Origin of the sequence: Nitrobacter sp. (assembly GCF_051535215.1) — a bacterium.
In the GTDB taxonomy this organism is placed as follows: domain Bacteria; phylum Pseudomonadota; class Alphaproteobacteria; order Rhizobiales; family Xanthobacteraceae; genus Nitrobacter.
This window is the reverse complement of sequence record NZ_JBPPLY010000030.1, coordinates 1-14,892: the sequence shown is the minus strand read 5'-3', so window position 1 is coordinate 14,892 and position 14,892 is coordinate 1. Positions and strand designations below refer to the sequence as shown.

At 59.6% G+C, this 14,892-nt stretch carries 16 protein-coding genes and 2 tRNA genes; 6 read left to right on the top strand and 12 right to left on the bottom strand.

Annotated elements, in window-relative coordinates; all coding sequences use genetic code 11:
* A partial coding sequence (locus ACS3WB_RS15960; protein WP_438276464.1) for a hypothetical protein occupies positions 1 to 199 on the bottom strand: 199 nt, incomplete at its 3' end.
* A 201-nt stretch (positions 200 to 400) separates the two neighbouring features.
* On the opposite strand from ACS3WB_RS15960, the gene ACS3WB_RS15955 reads away from it, so the two are divergent.
* The gene (locus ACS3WB_RS15955; protein ID WP_438276463.1) at positions 401 to 1,243 is read left to right on the top strand and encodes a GNAT family N-acetyltransferase; all 843 of its coding nucleotides are present in this window, start codon (positions 401 to 403) and stop codon (positions 1,241 to 1,243) included.
* 351 nt (positions 1,244 to 1,594) lie between these two features.
* Positions 1,595 to 1,834 carry an Acb2/Tad1 domain-containing protein gene (locus ACS3WB_RS15950; RefSeq protein ID WP_438276462.1) on the top strand — a complete coding sequence of 80 codons (240 nt, stop codon included), beginning with the start codon at positions 1,595 to 1,597 and terminating at the stop codon, positions 1,832 to 1,834.
* 349 nt (positions 1,835 to 2,183) lie between these two features.
* On the opposite strand, the gene ACS3WB_RS15945 is transcribed toward ACS3WB_RS15950, so the two are convergent.
* The 3 genes from ACS3WB_RS15945 to ACS3WB_RS15935 form a co-directional block, all read right to left on the bottom strand.
* Complete coding sequence (locus ACS3WB_RS15945; RefSeq protein ID WP_438276461.1) at positions 2,184 to 2,336, bottom strand: aa3-type cytochrome c oxidase subunit IV; 153 nt, start codon at positions 2,334 to 2,336, stop codon at positions 2,184 to 2,186.
* Between the two features lie 393 nt (positions 2,337 to 2,729).
* Entirely contained in the window at positions 2,730 to 3,455 is a 726-nt protein-coding gene (locus tag ACS3WB_RS15940) for a Crp/Fnr family transcriptional regulator (protein ID WP_438276460.1), read from the bottom strand.
* A gap of 274 nt (positions 3,456 to 3,729) precedes the next feature.
* Positions 3,730 to 3,802, bottom strand: a tRNA-Glu gene (locus tag ACS3WB_RS15935).
* A 393-nt stretch (positions 3,803 to 4,195) separates the two neighbouring features.
* Here ACS3WB_RS15935 and ACS3WB_RS15930 point away from each other — a divergent pair.
* Both ACS3WB_RS15930 and ACS3WB_RS15925 read left to right on the top strand, forming a co-directional pair.
* Positions 4,196 to 4,486 (top strand): hypothetical protein, encoded by a 291-nt coding sequence (locus ACS3WB_RS15930; protein WP_438276459.1) that lies wholly within the window; start codon positions 4,196 to 4,198, stop codon positions 4,484 to 4,486.
* Positions 4,487 to 4,879: 393 nt separating this feature from the next.
* Positions 4,880 to 4,955 (top strand) — tRNA-Lys (locus ACS3WB_RS15925).
* A gap of 431 nt (positions 4,956 to 5,386) precedes the next feature.
* Here the strand turns inward: ACS3WB_RS15925 and ACS3WB_RS15920 are convergent.
* The 5 genes from ACS3WB_RS15920 to ACS3WB_RS15900 form a co-directional block, all read right to left on the bottom strand.
* Positions 5,387 to 5,959: a Spy/CpxP family protein refolding chaperone gene (locus tag ACS3WB_RS15920; protein WP_438276458.1), complete on the bottom strand. Its 573-nt coding sequence runs from the start codon at positions 5,957 to 5,959 to the stop codon at positions 5,387 to 5,389.
* A gap of 201 nt (positions 5,960 to 6,160) precedes the next feature.
* Positions 6,161 to 7,723, bottom strand: a complete 1,563-nt coding sequence (locus ACS3WB_RS15915) for a 2-isopropylmalate synthase (RefSeq protein ID WP_438276457.1) — start codon at positions 7,721 to 7,723, stop codon at positions 6,161 to 6,163.
* 97 nt (positions 7,724 to 7,820) lie between these two features.
* Positions 7,821 to 7,949, bottom strand: a complete 129-nt coding sequence (locus ACS3WB_RS15910; protein ID WP_438276456.1) for a hypothetical protein — start codon at positions 7,947 to 7,949, stop codon at positions 7,821 to 7,823.
* A 216-nt stretch (positions 7,950 to 8,165) separates the two neighbouring features.
* Positions 8,166 to 9,182, bottom strand: coding sequence for a polyphosphate kinase 2 family protein (locus ACS3WB_RS15905; protein WP_438276455.1), 1,017 nt, complete (start codon positions 9,180 to 9,182; stop codon positions 8,166 to 8,168).
* Between the two features lie 54 nt (positions 9,183 to 9,236).
* On the bottom strand, positions 9,237 to 9,941 hold the full coding sequence (locus tag ACS3WB_RS15900) for an NUDIX hydrolase (protein ID WP_438276454.1): 705 nt from the start codon (positions 9,939 to 9,941) through the stop codon (positions 9,237 to 9,239).
* Between the two features lie 171 nt (positions 9,942 to 10,112).
* On the opposite strand from ACS3WB_RS15900, the gene ACS3WB_RS15895 reads away from it, so the two are divergent.
* Together ACS3WB_RS15895 and ACS3WB_RS15890 are read left to right on the top strand one after the other, a co-directional pair.
* Positions 10,113 to 10,904, top strand: a complete 792-nt coding sequence (locus ACS3WB_RS15895) for an ATP-binding cassette domain-containing protein (protein ID WP_438276453.1) — start codon at positions 10,113 to 10,115, stop codon at positions 10,902 to 10,904.
* Complete coding sequence (locus ACS3WB_RS15890) at positions 10,901 to 12,457, top strand: glycine betaine ABC transporter substrate-binding protein (protein ID WP_438276452.1); 1,557 nt, start codon at positions 10,901 to 10,903, stop codon at positions 12,455 to 12,457. Before ACS3WB_RS15895 ends, ACS3WB_RS15890 begins: the two co-directional genes overlap by 4 nt.
* 10 nt (positions 12,458 to 12,467) lie before the next feature.
* Here the strand turns inward: ACS3WB_RS15890 and ACS3WB_RS15885 are convergent, their stop codons facing one another.
* From ACS3WB_RS15885 to ilvN, 3 genes are all read right to left on the bottom strand, one after another.
* Positions 12,468 to 12,836, bottom strand: coding sequence for a lysozyme inhibitor LprI family protein (locus ACS3WB_RS15885; RefSeq protein WP_438276451.1), 369 nt, complete (start codon positions 12,834 to 12,836; stop codon positions 12,468 to 12,470).
* Between the two features lie 187 nt (positions 12,837 to 13,023).
* Positions 13,024 to 14,043, bottom strand: coding sequence for a ketol-acid reductoisomerase (gene ilvC, locus ACS3WB_RS15880; RefSeq protein WP_438276450.1), 1,020 nt, complete (start codon positions 14,041 to 14,043; stop codon positions 13,024 to 13,026).
* Positions 14,044 to 14,233: 190 nt separating this feature from the next.
* Complete coding sequence (ilvN, locus tag ACS3WB_RS15875; protein ID WP_438276449.1) at positions 14,234 to 14,776, bottom strand: acetolactate synthase small subunit; 543 nt, start codon at positions 14,774 to 14,776, stop codon at positions 14,234 to 14,236.
* Positions 14,777 to 14,892: the final 116 nt, after the last annotated feature.

Sequence of the window (14,892 nt, the reverse complement as noted above, 5' to 3'; positions counted from 1 at the left end):
AAACCTGGAACCGCTCTTTCATCAGCGCGTTGGCTACCAAGATACGGCTTGCGCAAACAGCCGGGCGAAGGTTGAGCGCATGAAACAGCGTCGACCGATTCATGGATCTCTTCGGGTCGCACCGATCAGACGCGATGAGTTTCAAACCTGCAAGGCGTGGCAGCTTACCTTCGCCAACCAGCGCAAGGATCACCGCCATTACGAGATTATCGCAGATACGATCCGCGATCGCTTTGAGTATGGCTATTTCGCGGTTCGCGACTCATCGGACCAGATCCTGGCGGTGCAGCCGTACTTTCTTCTCGACCAGGATATGCTGGAAGGCATCGAGCTCGATCGTTCGCCGCTCGTCACGCGCATCCGTCATCGGTATCCACACTTCCTGAAACTGCGCACGTTGATGCTCGGATGCACGGCAGGCGAAGGGCATCTCGCGACCAGCGCACATCTTTCGTCGGCGGCCGTCGCCGAGGCATTGGCGCAAGACATCGTTGCCCAGGCATATGCATTGGGGGCGCAGATGATCGTTCTGAAGGAATTTCCCCGTGGGGACCGCCCCGATCTTGCTTGTTTTGAACATGAAGGATTCGCTCGCGCGCCGAGCATGCCGATGACTGTGCTAGACATCGACTACGACAGTTTCGATGACTACATGCAAAAGGCATTGAGCACGAAGACGCGTCGCGATCTGCGCAGGAAATTTCGCGCCGCGCAACCTTCCAATCTTAAAATGACAGTGACCGACAATGCGGCGAGCTTCGTCGACGAACTCTACCCACTCTATCTGCAAACCTACGAGCGCTCGAACTTTCACTTCGAGAAACTGACCAAGGACTACTTCCGCCGCCTTGGCTCCGAAATGAGTGACAAAACTCGCTTCTTCATCTGGTATCGCGGCAATACTCTGATGGCGTTCGCGCTGTGCATGGTAGAGGGCGACGAGATATTTGCCGAATATGCCGGCCTCGATTACGACTTCGCGCTCGACCTCCATCTCTATCATTACATTTCGCGCGACGTGATCGGCTGGGCGATTACCCATGGCTACAAACGATTCCGCAGCAGCGGGCTGAATTACGATCCCAAGCTGCACATGCGCCATCGGCTCGACCCGATCGATCTTTATGTGCGACACGTTTCGCCGGCCGCGAACTGGATCATACGGCTGGCGCTTCCATGGATCGTCCCGGCGCGCTATGACGCAACGCTACGGAAATTTGCCGATTATCGTCAGATTTGGTGACGAGCGCTTCGATTACATCTCGCTCTGCAGGCGAGCATCCATGACCCCCGCATCATTTCGATGCGCTCAAAGGTCACAGGATGGAAGACGCCAGCACGAAAAATCCGCCGGCGGAGCTACCCCTCCAAGGGTTCCATTTCCGGCGGCCTCTTGTAATATTCAAAAGAGAAACACTAATTTCGCGTTTTGGTGCCGCTATTGCCGAGATTGCGGGCTGCTTTTCGTCTTGGATCAGGCTCGCTTCTCTGATCCTTCAGTTTACACTCGTTGGCGTTTTTTGTTAGGCAGCTAATGGGTGCTGATTTATCGAAGACGGGATAGAGTATTTATTTCCGTCCAAAGGGTAACTCGATGTCAAAGCGCGTAATCAAGACCAAATCTTGCAGGGATCGGGAGAGATTGGGAAGATTACGGGTCAGGGATCATCGGAAACTCGAGGAACGTATTCTCAGATTGCTTGATCGATACGAAGTCTCGCCCGAGACGGACAAGCGTTGGCTAAATATTGGACGGTCCTGCATTGAACAGGGGTTCATGGCGATCAACCGGGCTGTTTTCGAGCAAAAGCGAACCGAGTTACCGGAGGATTGATGAAACGATCCAAATTACACGACGCCGTGCACCCGGCGAGGAATTGATCACGCTCAGCCAGACGGAAGCAGGCTGATCACCACGCCAAACGACTTTTTCAATACAACAGCATCCGCGAATTCAATGTCGGCCGGATCACCAACGCGGCTAAACGCTAATCGACGCGATTTTCAAGATGAACGGCATTCCGTTTGATGCAACGGCCGAGCGCATTGAGCGTGCCCGCGATCCGTACAGCCCACGGGGCACCAAGCCGCCCCGACCCAATGTATAGCGGCGTGGCTTACGGTTCAATGCGCAAACCCGCCGTTGCGCGAGAGCCCGGCGGGTTTGGAATGGGACGAGAGAATTAGAGGAGAAAAACCGCCAACAACACGACAATGGTGACCACGACCGCGGCACCGATCGTCCCGATCTTGATGAAGGACTTATACATTTCCTCGTGCGCCGGGTAATCCATTCCTTCTGCGGTTGAATACGTCAATTCGCCATGATCAGACATGTCAAATTTCCCAAGGTACGGTTGATCTGTCTTTCACGACGGCGACCGAAGAGACTGATATGGCAGCACGCGGTCGCCGCCAATTCATGCGGTTCTGTCAGCTTACTTTTGCGGATGTTCGCGGAAGTAAGCCGTGGTCTGACGCTGGCCATAAGCTATAGCTAAAGAGAATATGGTTATGACGCCGGTAACTAGCGCGGTCGCAAGAATTGCTTCGGTTGGCATGTCGATCTCCCGTTTTATTTCGACGAGCCAAGAATACATTCAAACCATATGTATGCTTTCATCTAGCGCAAAGACGCCGTTATTCTCTCAGACAGCATGCTCTGAAGCGTCAGGATATCTCGTGGCACTTATGCGCTGCGCGCGCTCACTGCGCGAGAACTCTTCCGTTCAGCCAGCGCGTTGGCGAAGCGCTTCGAGATCCAGAATATCGATGTGGCGGTGCGAGGAAATCTGAATCACGCCTGCTCGCCGCAACCGCGTGAGCTCGCGCGAAACTGTTCCAATCGTCAGACCGAGAAAATCACCAATTTCGGCGCGCGTAAGCGGAAGATCGAAAGCCGTAGCGGCGTTGCTTGCGGCAAATGGATCAATCTGCCGAACCATCATCATAAGAAAGCTGGCTACCTTTTCCTGGGCCGTCTTTCGTCCAAGCGTCAGCATCCATTCGCGACCCTGATCGATCTCCCGCAGGGCTTGGTGCAGCAGTTTCGCTTCGAGAGTCGGAGTTTCTTCGAGCATCTTCCGCAGCGCGTTCCTGGTTATGCTGCAGACCTCAACGTCTGAACAGGCCTCGACCCGAACAGGGCTTTCATCTTGATGAAGCCGTCCAACGAAATCGGGCGCGAATTGAAGTCCGACGATTTGTTGGCGACCATCGGCCATGGTCTTGGTCAGCTTGAGCACGCCGCGCATGACATTGGCATAGGATTTGATCGGCCCCTGCTCTTGCAGAAGAACGTCACCGGCGGATACCGTCACGACACGCGTAGACTTGGCGAAATCCACTAACTCGTTGCCGTTGAGCACGCCGCACATACCGTTGTGCCGTACCTCACAACTCCGACAGAGCTTCGGCACATCTGAGTTATGAATGTCCTTCCGGGGCATGTTCATACTGCTTTAGCTTCAGGGTAATCGTCTGCCGAGCCGAGACATCGCCTCTTTTCAAGGATCGACTCTCCGGTTCTCCACACGGACCCTGCATCCCATAACTCTTCCTGTCTTTGCGATCGCGCAAAGGCAAACCTGAATTGTTGCGCTACCGCAACCTCATCCTGCTCCGGCGGGATACGGGGAGTACGCTCTTCATTTGGGCCAATCTAGCGGCAATGCATGGGCTGGCTTCAGGGACGGGATCGACGACGTATCAATACCTCGACGTAAAGGATGGTGCGGATTCCATGAGTCGAACATGGGCCTGCGTCGTGAAACGCGCCGCTCTGCCGCTGAGCTAAATCCGCGAAACGAAGTCACCGAGCGGAATATGATCGGTCGGCGACTTCGCCAAGGTGGACCCGGACGTAGGGCAATGTCCGGTGAAAAAGACGTAGCACCTCGGGTGGTACGCACAATGATCGATTGAAATTAAGCTTTATGTCGGCGCTGGGGTTAATTCGGGAACTCGGACGCTAATATCCCAAAGACCCGCCGGGCTCAGCCACACAGCGAGCCAGTTGGGTTCGGGAATTGGAAACTGGTAATCACGTTCCGGCCAGAATGCAGGTGCGAAGACGGGACGCGACCGCTTTGCTGATGGGGTATGCGCCTCCTAACGGCCGATCGTACTCAAATACCGGACTCCCAATTTTCCCCGACTGAGCATAGATTTTATGCATCGCATGTGGAGTATCGCGATGCTCAGTATCTTAAGGGACCTGCCCTATCGAATGGCAGCGCTCCAATTCGAGCGTGCCGTTGAGGGGATGGAAGTTTGGAGCGCGAATAGCGACGATTATTCCTTCGCAATCAGCTTCTTTAAAAGTTTTACCGGCCCTGGATTTCACGGAAAACCAGGCTATGTGGCGTCATGGCGTCCGCTTTATGGAGGCCGCGGCGCAATCAAGATAACCGGCTCACCATTTAAGTCTTTCGAAGAGGCCGAAGTCGCCTGCGACGCGATGCTAAAACATTTGGTAGGCGACTAGTCCGGCCAGACACGATTCAATTTGGATCGCTTTGACGATTGCTGGCTTCGCGGCGAAGATTTCATTTATCCAGACCGACCGAAGGCTTGCCGACGCCTCGCGAACCACCTGACCCGTTCAAGTCCAGTAGACGATCGGCGGAGCGATAGCCTGTCGGCTCGAAGCGACTGGATTTTTGACGGATCACGGCCTGAAGGACCATTCACCGTCGTGATGACTGCCGGAGCTAACGAGTGTGAGTAACCTTTCCGCCTGCTTCACGAGTCCGGGCCCGGGCGGCTGAGAAGAGAGGCGCTTTAATGTTGCCGCAAGGGAAAACCACCGCCGCTTTGCTGGACATCGCGGGTTCGCTTTGCTACACGGACCCCGTCCGCGAGGGAATTCGACAATTCCGGGCGATTAGCTCAGTTGGTAGAGCAGCTGACTCTTAATCAGCGGGTCGTAGGTTCGAGCCCTACATCGCCCACCAACTTGAAATCATTAGATAATCTTGATGATTTTAGCGCCTTGATTAGCCGGTAAAAATTAGCGCGAGGTCATGATTGGGGTGCCCTAAATTTCGGCGCGTTACCCCTTGCGAACGCGTCATCTCCGAGATCGATTATGCACTCTCTGAAATCGGCCGAGATTGATCCTGCGCCTTCCCACTCGCCCTCATGGATTGCCGGCATAGCTTGAGCCAGAAGCGTGAGAATGGAGTTGCTCGCGGCGAGCGTCTCGGACTTCAGTCTAATCATCAGTAGTGTTGTCGTCTTTCACTTTCACAGAGCGCTGTATCGTTGAGGGATTACGTGACTTTGAAGTCTTGACGAACTTCGACGGCGGCACCGCCAAACACGAAAAAGCCGCCGGATCCGGCGGCTTCCTCATGTTCAGCTTCAGCGCTCTCGCAGCCGGCTGTCAGAGCCGCCCGGGCGTCTGCTCGGAATCCCGGCCGTGATCCCGATCGCCGCCGCGATCGAAGCGGTGGTGGCGCCATCCGCCTCCCATGCCGAAGCCACGCTCCATGCGGGCGAGAACCATCAGGCGCCGCTTCTGGCCGTCGTCGAGGGTCTTGTAAAGCGGATCGGCGGCATCGGCGACTTTCTTCAAGGCGGTCGCCGTCTCGGCCATGCGGTCGGCGCGCTCGCGTAGCCGCGCGACCTGATCGACAGGCGCTCGCTTTTGCGCGTCTTCATTCTTGGCTTCGCCCTTGTTCTCCTTCCTGGCCTCCATTCTGGCGTTGGCGCGATCGATCCGAAGCTTGGCGAAATCGCGAATAGCCTTTTCCACCGGCGGCCACAGCTTCTCCTGATCTGGCGTCAGCGTGAGGCCGGCGTGGATCGCCGCGATTCTCGAATCGGCGAAAGCCGCCCTATCCTGCGGGGTGAACCGCGAGTAGTCATGCGACCAGTGACGATGCTGGTGAGCATACACTGCAGTTGAACCGGCAATGGCGAGAGCTGCGACACCGGCGAGAATGACCTTCTTCATGGGAACCTCCTGTGCAAGTTCTCATGAAGATGCGTGCCCGCGCGGCGGCGCGCAAATTACATCTTCGCAAGGGTGGCCTCTCTTACGAAGATGTAATCTGACGCAACTGAACGAACAGGACGTTCAGCCGACGCGGTTGCGGGAACGGCATTATTGAGACGAACGGCACCATTGCGGCGCCGCTCGTCCAGCATGAAAGGATCAGCTTGCCGCGGCGGTCGCCGGCAGATCGCGCTGATGCTTCATCACGATCTTGTTGAGCGCGCCGAGATAGGCCTTGGCGGATGCGACCAGCGTATCCGGATCGGCGGCACGCGAGGTCATCGCGCGGCCATCCTGACTGAGACGCACGGACACTTCAGCCTGCGCGTCGGTTCCCTGCGTCACCGCATGAACCTGGTAAAGCTCCAGCTTTGCGTCGTGCGGCACCAGTCTCTTGATGCAGTTGAACACAGCGTCCACCGGGCCGTTGCCCTCGGCTTCCTCGATCCGGTTCTGCCCGTCCACGGTGAGCTTCATGGTCGCGCGCTGCGGACCATGGGTGCCGGCGATCACCGTCAGCGACGCCAGCTTGATGCGATCGTGCGACGCCGCCATTTCCTCGTCGACCAACGCAACGATGTCCTCGTCGTAGATATCCTTCTTGCGGTCGGCCAGCGCCTTGAAGCGCACGAATGCATCCTGCAACTGGTTCTCGGCCAGCTTGTAGCCAAGTTCCTCCAGCTTGTGCTGGAAGGCATGGCGGCCGGAATGCTTGCCCATCACCAGCGAGGTCTGTTTCACGCCGACGCTCTCCGGCGTCATGATCTCGTAGGTCTGCGCGTTTTTCAGCATGCCGTCCTGATGAATACCGCTCTCGTGCGCGAACGCGTTCCGACCGACGATCGCCTTGTTGTACTGCACCGGGAATGAGGTCGCCGCCGACACCAGCTTGGAAGCGCGCGTCAGCATCGTGCTCTCGACGTTGCACCAGTACGGCATGACATCGGCGCGCGTCTTGATCGCCATCACGACTTCTTCCAGCGCGGCATTGCCCGCCCGCTCGCCGATGCCGTTGATGGTGGATTCCACTTGCCGTGCACCGCCCTCGACGCCGGCCAGCGAGTTGGCGACGGCGAGCCCCAAATCGTCATGGCAGTGCACCGAGAAGATCGCCTTGTCAGAGTTCGGCACCCGCTCGCGGACAGTCCTGAACATCCGCCGGTACTCGTCCGGCACCGCATAACCAACGGTATCCGGCAGGTTGATGGTGGTGGCACCGGCCGCGATCGCGGTCTCCACGCATTTGCAGAGATAGTCGATCGGGGTACGGGTCGCATCCATTGCCGACCATTCGACGTTCTCGACCAGGTTGCGGGCCTGCGTCACCGTCGCGGTGATAATTTCCAGCACCTCGGCCTCGCTCTTACGCATCTGGTGCGCCAGATGAATCGGCGAGGTGGAAACGAAGGTGTGGATGCGGCCGCGCCGCGCGTGGCGCACGGCTTCGCCGGCACGGGCGATGTCGGCGGGAATAGCGCGGGCCAGACCCGCGATCATCGCGTTCCTGGCGTTCCTTGCGATTTCCGCCACCGCCTCGAAGTCGCCGACAGAAGCGATCGGGAAGCCTGCCTCAATAACGTCGATGCCCATCTCGTCGAGCATCTCGGCGACTTCGAGCTTCTCCTCGAAGGTCATGGTGGCGCCGGGGCATTGCTCGCCGTCGCGCAAGGTGGTGTCGAAAATGATGACGCGGTCCTTGTCGGACTTGTTCGCGGTATTCATGGGAAGTTCCTCTGGTCCATGCGCGCGGGGCGCGCTCGAAGGGATCTGATGCTCTGCGTTCCCCTGAGTGCCCAGGCAACAACTGCCCAGCCGGCGCTCAGGGGCCGATAAGAAGCAGAAGCCCGCCGATCGGCAGGATAGACCCGCGCGCAGCAGGAATCGCTTCGGGACCCGCGGTTACCGCGGCCTTCCCGTGAATTCCCGTCATGTCGCTGCGAGCCAGCATCACCGGATCCTTGGAGCCTGCGCGTATTCCGATCGCAAAACCCTTTGCGGAATACGCGTGAGGGCTATTCTCGACAAAAACCGTTGACGGTTCGTTGCCGAGCCCTCCTAAACAGGTTCTAAACGACAATGGCGTGTCCTCGCAACGCCAAAGAATGGTCAGCATGGCTGCCAGACCTGCGCCCAGGCGGAAGCCTCCAGGATCGCGATCTGCTGCCTAATCTGCCCGCGCCGCGGTTCCGCCTCCCCGAGAGGCGGCCCGATCGGAAGCCGTCTCCAATTTGCCGGTCGCGGCATCCTTAAGGCCCGCCTTCCTGGCGCGCCGCGCGTTTCTGCTTTCATTCGCCAATGCTTCGCGGACCTTCTTGAACTCCCCGCGCTCGCTTTTGTCGACCTTGGGGAACCGCAGGTCCAGCCTGTTCAGCGCGCCGACAATGGCGGAGCCGATCACCACCCGCGCAAACCACTTGTGGTCGGCCGGCACGACATACCACGGCGCATCAAGCGAGGCAGTATGGCGGATCATGTCCTGATATGCCGCCTGATACTTGGCCCAGAGTTCGCGCTCGGCGATGTCGCCCATCGAGAACTTCCAGTTCTTACCCGGCTCTTCCAGGCGGTCGAGAAAACGCCGGCGCTGTTCTTCCTTTGAAACGTTGAGGAAGAACTTCAGCACGACCGTGCCGTTACGGGCGAGATATTTCTCGAAGGCGGAAATATCCTCGAAGCGCTCGCGCCAGATATTCTTCGTCACCAACTTCGGCGGAATCCGTTGTTTCGCCAGAATTTCCGGGTGTACACGAACCACCAGCACTTCCTCATAGTAGGAACGGTTGAAGATGCCGATACGCCCGCGCTCGGGAAGCCGCCGCGCCGCGCGCCACATGAAATCGTGATCGAGTTCTTCCGTCGAAGGCTGCTTGAAGGAATGCACGTCGCAGCCCTGCGGATTGATGCCATCGAATACGCTCTCGATGGCGCTGTCCTTGCCGGCCGCGTCCATCCCCTGGAAGACCAAAAGCATCGACCAGCGATTCTGCGCATAAAGTTTTTCCTGAAGATCGCTGAGGAGGCCGCGGTTGACCTTGATGATCTCCTGCCCCGTGTCTTTGTCGATGCCGCCGCGATCAGCAGTTTTGAACGACGTCAGATGAAACGGCTTGCTGCCATCGACTCGAAACGGATCGACGAAACTCCCGGGATCGGCGGCAACGAGGTTTTTCATCTTGCTCATGGAGCGAACTCCGGTTTCCGGCGGCCTCAAGACAATATGGCTTAACCGCCGATGTCAAACCGCCATCGCCGCGACGTGCTCGATAAACGCCGTCACATAGATCGGCATTTCTGCCGTAAAATCCTGGCGACCCCGCACAAGATGAATCGCGCTGAGTTCCGGCGCGGGCTGTGCCGCCAGGGTGCGAACGATCCGCGCTCGCAACTCTTCGCCCGGCAGGCCTGCGTCCAAAAGCTGAATGACCGCAATCGAGGGGCCGCTATCGACACAATACCATTGCGGATCGGCGCGATACAGGTCGCGGGAAAGGCCGGTTTCCTCGCCGACCTCACGAACGATGCCGCTCGCAAGATCGAGCTTGCCATCCCGGATATCGCAGGGATCGGACATACCGGCGGGAAAATAGACGCGCCCCGCGTTTGCCGTCGTCGCCGCCATTTCGCCCAGCACGAACTGGCCATCGCTGCCGCGCAACGCGCCCATGCCGAAACCGTTGAAGACGCCCTTGTCGGGAAAACCCCAGTCACGCCATGCCAGAAAGCTCGCGAAATCGGTCTCGAAGTAGTCCGCGCGAAAACAGCCGCCATCGAACCGTCGGTTCCGGCCGAGCAGAACGCACCCGTTCCACAACGTCGGCGTTTTGACGCGCTGCGCGGCGAAATATGCATCGATCTCGCGACGGCGCTCGTCAGCGAAGGTCCAGCGCCACGGACGAACCGTAAGATCAAGCCGGGTGACGCGATGGATCGCAATCGTCATCGCTCGGCGCGCTTCCTACATGAGGCATCAGCAAAGGGTCTCTCACGTTCTAGTCCTCCTGTCGGGACAGGTGCAAGGCCGTGCTCGAAATCGTCAGGAACAGAGCATGACCGTCGCGGAACACCGGACCGCAGCTTGGTACGCAAGCGGGCATGTGTTAACCGGCAAGGCATGAGCGATACCCCGCCGCTGATCGCCTTCTCGCACGTCGCCAAAAAATTCGATGGCGGCCGCGTCAGGGCCGTGGACGACGTCTCGCTCGACATCTCTGCAGGAGAATTTCTCGCGATCGTCGGCGGCTCCGGTTCCGGCAAGACCACACTGTTGCGGCTCGCCAACCGACTGATCGATACCGACGCTGGCACCATCACGATCGCGGGCGAGGACATCGCGGATATCGACCCGATTCTGCTGCGCCGCCGGATCGGCTATGTGTTCCAGAGCGGCGGCCTGTTCCCGCATATGAGTATCGCCGCCAACATCGGCATCACGCCGCGCCTGCTCGGTACGCCGAAATCGGAGATCGCAGCGCAGGTCGACGATCTGCTCGATCTGGTGCAGCTCGACCGCGTACAACATCGCGACCGCTTCCCGCACGAATTGTCCGGCGGCCAGCGCCAGCGCGTCGGCGTGGCGCGGGCGCTCGCCGCCAAACCACACATCGTGCTGATGGATGAGCCGTTCGGCGCGCTCGATCCGGTGACGCGCGACGCGCTCGGCAACGACTATCACGCGCTGCACGCAAGGCTCGGCCTTACAACCGTGATGATTACTCATGACATGACGGAGGCATTGCTGCTTGCGGATCGCGTTGCCGTCATGCGCGAGGGCCGTCTCGTCGCGCTCGGAACGGCGGCGGAATTATCCCGGAGCGACGATCTGTATGTCCGCGAGTTGCTCGGCACACCGCGCCGTCAGGCCGAACGGCTTCGGGCGGCGCTCTCGCAGAACGGCACGTTATGAGCCTGCTTTCCGATCCGCGCTGGAGCGATGCGATCGGCCATCTGCCCGATTATCTCGGCAATCACGTCCGCGTCAGCGTCACCGCGCTGTTGCTTGGGCTTGCGGCGAGTTTTCCTCTCGCGCTGATGGCGCGCAACCGGCCTGTGATGCGCTCCGTGCTGCTCAGCGTTGCCAGCATCGTGCAGACAGTACCCGGACTGGCGCTGCTGGCGCTGTTCTATCCGCTGCTGCTGGCGCTCGCGGCTTTGACGTCGAGATGGTTCGGTCTCGGATTCTCCGCTTTCGGATTTTTACCGGCGGTACTGGCGCTCGCGCTTTATTCGATGCTGCCGGTCCTGCGCAACACCATCACGGGTCTGCAAGGCATCGATCCTGCTTTGACCGAAGCAGCGCGTGGCGTCGGCATGACGCCGCGACAATCGCTCACGATGGTCGAACTGCCGCTGGCGCTGCCGGTCATCATGGCGGGCATCCGCACTGCCGCGGTATGGGTGATCGGCACCACAACGCTCTCCACACCGATCGGCCAGACCAGCCTCGGCAATTACATCTTCGCCGGCCTGCAAACCCAGAACTGGGTATTCGTGCTGTTCGGCTGCATCGCCGCGGCCATTCTTGCGCTGGTCGTGGACCAGTTGCTGGCGCTGATCGAATCCGGTCTGCGGGTTCGAAGCCGTATCCGCGTCACGGCCGGCATTGCCCTCGTCGCGGCGCTGATCGCTGTCGCGTTGGCGCCGTCGTTTACGCGCATGAAATCCAGCTACATCGTCGGCGCCAAGACCTTCACCGAGCAATACGTGCTGGCGGCGCTGATCTCGCAACGGCTGCGCGCGGCCGGCCTCCCGGCCACCACGCGCGAGGGGCTCGGCTCCAACGTGATCTTCGAGGCGCTGGTCAACGGCGACATTGATGTCTATGTCGACTATTCAGGCACGCTGTGGGCCAACCAGTTCCACAACGCAGGTATCGCACCGCGCGAAAAATTGCTTGCCGGGATCAAGGCGACGCTGGCGCAGCGGAACGTCACCCTGCTCGGCGAACTCGGCTTCGAGAATGCCTACGCGCTGGTGATGCCGAAAGCCCGCGCCGACGCACTGAACATCCATTCGATCGACGACCTCGCTGCCCATGCGGGCACGATGTCGATCGCCGGGGACTACGAATTCTTCGCGCGGCCTGAGTGGGCTGCCTTGAAGAAGGCTTATGGATTGTCATTCCACGAGCAACGACAGATGCAGTCGAACTTCATGTATGCCGCCGTCGCCTCAGGCGAAGTCGACGTGATCGCGGGCTACACCAGCGACGGACAGATCGCCAGGTATGGCCTGACCGTGCTCGACGATTCCCGCCACGCCATTCCGCCCTATGACGCGATCGTGCTGCTGTCCCCTCGCCGCGCCGATGACCCGAAGCTGCGCGCCGCGTTGCAGCCGCTGCTCGGCAAAATCGATATCGCCACCATGCGCGAGGCCAATCTTCGCGCCAGCGGGACCGACGCGGAGAGTTCGCCGGTGGTCGTCGCGGGGTGGCTGTGGAACAAGATCGGGAAGTGACGCTTGCGCCTCAGCGCTCCGTCATGGTCTCGAATTCCCTGGCCCGCGTCGCCGTCATGCTGCGCAGGCATTCGGCCGCATCGATTCGCGACATCGAACCTTCACCCAACGCGTAGTACATGCAATTTGCGTCGCGATACTGGATCCAGAACCGCTGCGCGGTGCGGAGCTGGTCGCGCTGCGAGGCCTCGGCCTTCTTCATCAGCACCTGATAGGCAATGGTCATGCGCTTGTCCCATTCCGCCGCCTTGGTGTTGAGACATTCGACCGTCGCCTGCGTCGAGCCATCGCAATTGGCGGCTGGATCACCCTGATCGCCGGCGCGGGCCGCCGGCATGGCAAGAGCGAGCGATGCAAATGTGGCAAGGATAAGCTTCATGGAGAGGGGCCTCCGCCTGTGAGGACCGCGCTTCTATAAACGAAAAACGGGACCGCGTCGCCGCGATCCCGTTGCTCAAATGCAACAACTGCAAGTGATCCGTTTTTCGTCGTGCCGACGAATTTGCCCTTCTTGATCAGCGAGCCGCGCTTGCGTGATCCCGCAAGAAAGGCCTGAACGATGATGCTCAGTTCTTCGTCTTGTCGACCAGCGCCGCCTTCTTGATCCACGGCATCATGTCGCGAAGCTTGGCGCCGACCTGCTCGATCGGATGCTCCGCAAGCCGGGCGCGCGTCGCCTTGAACGAGGTCTGGTTGACCTTGTTCTCCAGCATCCAGTCGCGGGCGAACTTGCCGGACTGAATGTCGTCGAGCACGCGCTTCATCTCCTTCTTGGTCTCCGCGGTCACGATACGCGGACCGGTGACGTACTCGCCGTATTCGGCGGTGTTGGAGATCGAATAATTCATGTTGGCGATGCCGCCTTCATAGATCAGGTCGACGATCAGCTTCACCTCGTGCAGGCACTCGAAATAGGCCATCTCCGGCGCATAGCCGGCTTCCACCAGCGTCTCGAAGCCGTTCTTGATCAGCTCGACGAGACCGCCGCAAAGCACCGCCTGTTCGCCGAACAGATCGGTCTCGCACTCTTCCCTGAAGGTGGTTTCGATGATGCCGGCGCGGCCGCCGCCGATCGCCGAGGCGTAGCTGAGGCCAAGGTCATGCGCATTGCCCGACGAATCCTTGGCCACCGCGATCAGGCAAGGCACGCCGCCGCCGCGCTGATACTCCGCACGCACGGTGTGTCCGGGGCCCTTCGGCGCGATCATCAGCACGTCGAGATCAGCGCGCGGATCGAGCAGGTTGAAATGCACGTTGAGCCCGTGCGCGAAGATCAGCGCCGCGCCCTTCTTCATGTTGTCGTGCAGATGCTCGCGGTAGATGTCGCCCTGCAATTCGTCTGGCGTCAGCATCATCACGACATCGCCCCACTTCGCGGCCTCGGCGACTTCCATCACCTTGAAGCCCGCGCCCTCGGCCTTCTTGGCGGAGGCGGAACCCTTGCGCAGCGCGATCGCGACTTCCTTGACGCCGGAGTCCTTCAGGTTCAGCGCATGGGCATGCCCCTGGCTGCCATAACCGACGATGACCACCTTCTTGCCCTTGATCAGGTTCAGGTCGGCGTCCCGATCGTAATAAACACGCATGGTCGTTCCTCTTTTGCGGCCATCAACGGCCAAATCAACATTTGCGGGGGTAGCGCGAGCACTCAGCCGAAAGAAGTGTGCCCGCTTTTAGGGCGATGCTTGCCGGGAGACAAGCCCGCAACACCGCCCCGCCGATGAACGGCAAGGCTGTCTACGGGTCTCGCCGGAACGGCCACGCGCCAACATGACCTTACATCCGTTCCGGTCCGCGCCCGATCGCCGCGACGCCCGTTCGCGACACCTCGACAAGACCGATCGGCCGCATCAGATCGACAAACTGATTAATCTTCGAGGTGCCCCCGGTGATCTCGAACACGAAGCTCTCGTTGGTGGCGTCGACCACGCGGGCACGAAACACTTCCGCGAGCCGCATCGCCTCGATGCGCTGGTCGCCGGAGCCCTTGACCTTGACCATCGCCAGCTCACGCTCGATGGATTTACCGGTCAGCGTCATGTCCACGACCTGGTGGACCGGGACCATGCGATCGAGCTGATGCTTGATCTGCTGGATCACCATCGGGGTGCCGGTGGTGACAATGGTGATGCGCGAGACGTGCTTCTGGCTCTCGGTCTCGGACACCGTGAGGCTTTCGATGTTGTAGCCGCGGCCGGAGAACAGCCCGATCACCCGCGCCAGCACGCCCGGCTCGTTGGCGACCAGCACAGACAGCGTATGCGTCTCGTTCGGATCGTGACGCTCTTCGAGAAAGTAGGCGGAAGCCGGCTGGTTCATTTACGCTCTCTCAATTGGTCATGTCCGCGAAGGCGGGCATCCAGTTTTCATGGACGTTTCACACCAGCGCCTTGCCGCCGGCGAAGGCGGCTGCGGTCGCATCGTCATTGGCTTCC

Bases quoted from the DNA above. Each gene is read 5' to 3' on its own strand.
- ACS3WB_RS15910 (WP_438276456.1), bottom strand. From the start codon at position 7,949: ATGCTGGCTCGCAGCGACATGACGGGAATTCACGGGAAGGCCGCGGTA.
- ACS3WB_RS15895 (WP_438276453.1), top strand. From the start codon at position 10,113: ATGAGCGATACCCCGCCGCTGATCGCCTTCTCGCACGTCGCCAAAAAA.
- ACS3WB_RS15885 (WP_438276451.1), bottom strand. From the start codon at position 12,836: ATGAAGCTTATCCTTGCCACATTTGCATCGCTCGCTCTTGCCATGCCG.
- ilvN (WP_438276449.1), bottom strand. From the start codon at position 14,776: ATGAACCAGCCGGCTTCCGCCTACTTTCTCGAAGAGCGTCACGATCCG.
- ACS3WB_RS15940 (WP_438276460.1), bottom strand. From the start codon at position 3,455: ATGAACATGCCCCGGAAGGACATTCATAACTCAGATGTGCCGAAGCTC.
- ACS3WB_RS15950 (WP_438276462.1), top strand. From the start codon at position 1,595: ATGTCAAAGCGCGTAATCAAGACCAAATCTTGCAGGGATCGGGAGAGA.
- ACS3WB_RS15905 (WP_438276455.1), bottom strand. From the start codon at position 9,182: ATGAGCAAGATGAAAAACCTCGTTGCCGCCGATCCCGGGAGTTTCGTC.
- ACS3WB_RS15915 (WP_438276457.1), bottom strand. From the start codon at position 7,723: ATGAATACCGCGAACAAGTCCGACAAGGACCGCGTCATCATTTTCGAC.
- ACS3WB_RS15930 (WP_438276459.1), top strand. From the start codon at position 4,196: ATGCTCAGTATCTTAAGGGACCTGCCCTATCGAATGGCAGCGCTCCAA.
- ACS3WB_RS15955 (WP_438276463.1), top strand. From the start codon at position 401: ATGCTCGGATGCACGGCAGGCGAAGGGCATCTCGCGACCAGCGCACAT.
- ACS3WB_RS15890 (WP_438276452.1), top strand. From the start codon at position 10,901: ATGAGCCTGCTTTCCGATCCGCGCTGGAGCGATGCGATCGGCCATCTG.
- ilvC (WP_438276450.1), bottom strand. From the start codon at position 14,043: ATGCGTGTTTATTACGATCGGGACGCCGACCTGAACCTGATCAAGGGC.
- ACS3WB_RS15900 (WP_438276454.1), bottom strand. From the start codon at position 9,941: ATGACGATTGCGATCCATCGCGTCACCCGGCTTGATCTTACGGTTCGT.
- ACS3WB_RS15945 (WP_438276461.1), bottom strand. From the start codon at position 2,336: ATGTCTGATCATGGCGAATTGACGTATTCAACCGCAGAAGGAATGGAT.
- ACS3WB_RS15920 (WP_438276458.1), bottom strand. From the start codon at position 5,959: ATGAAGAAGGTCATTCTCGCCGGTGTCGCAGCTCTCGCCATTGCCGGT.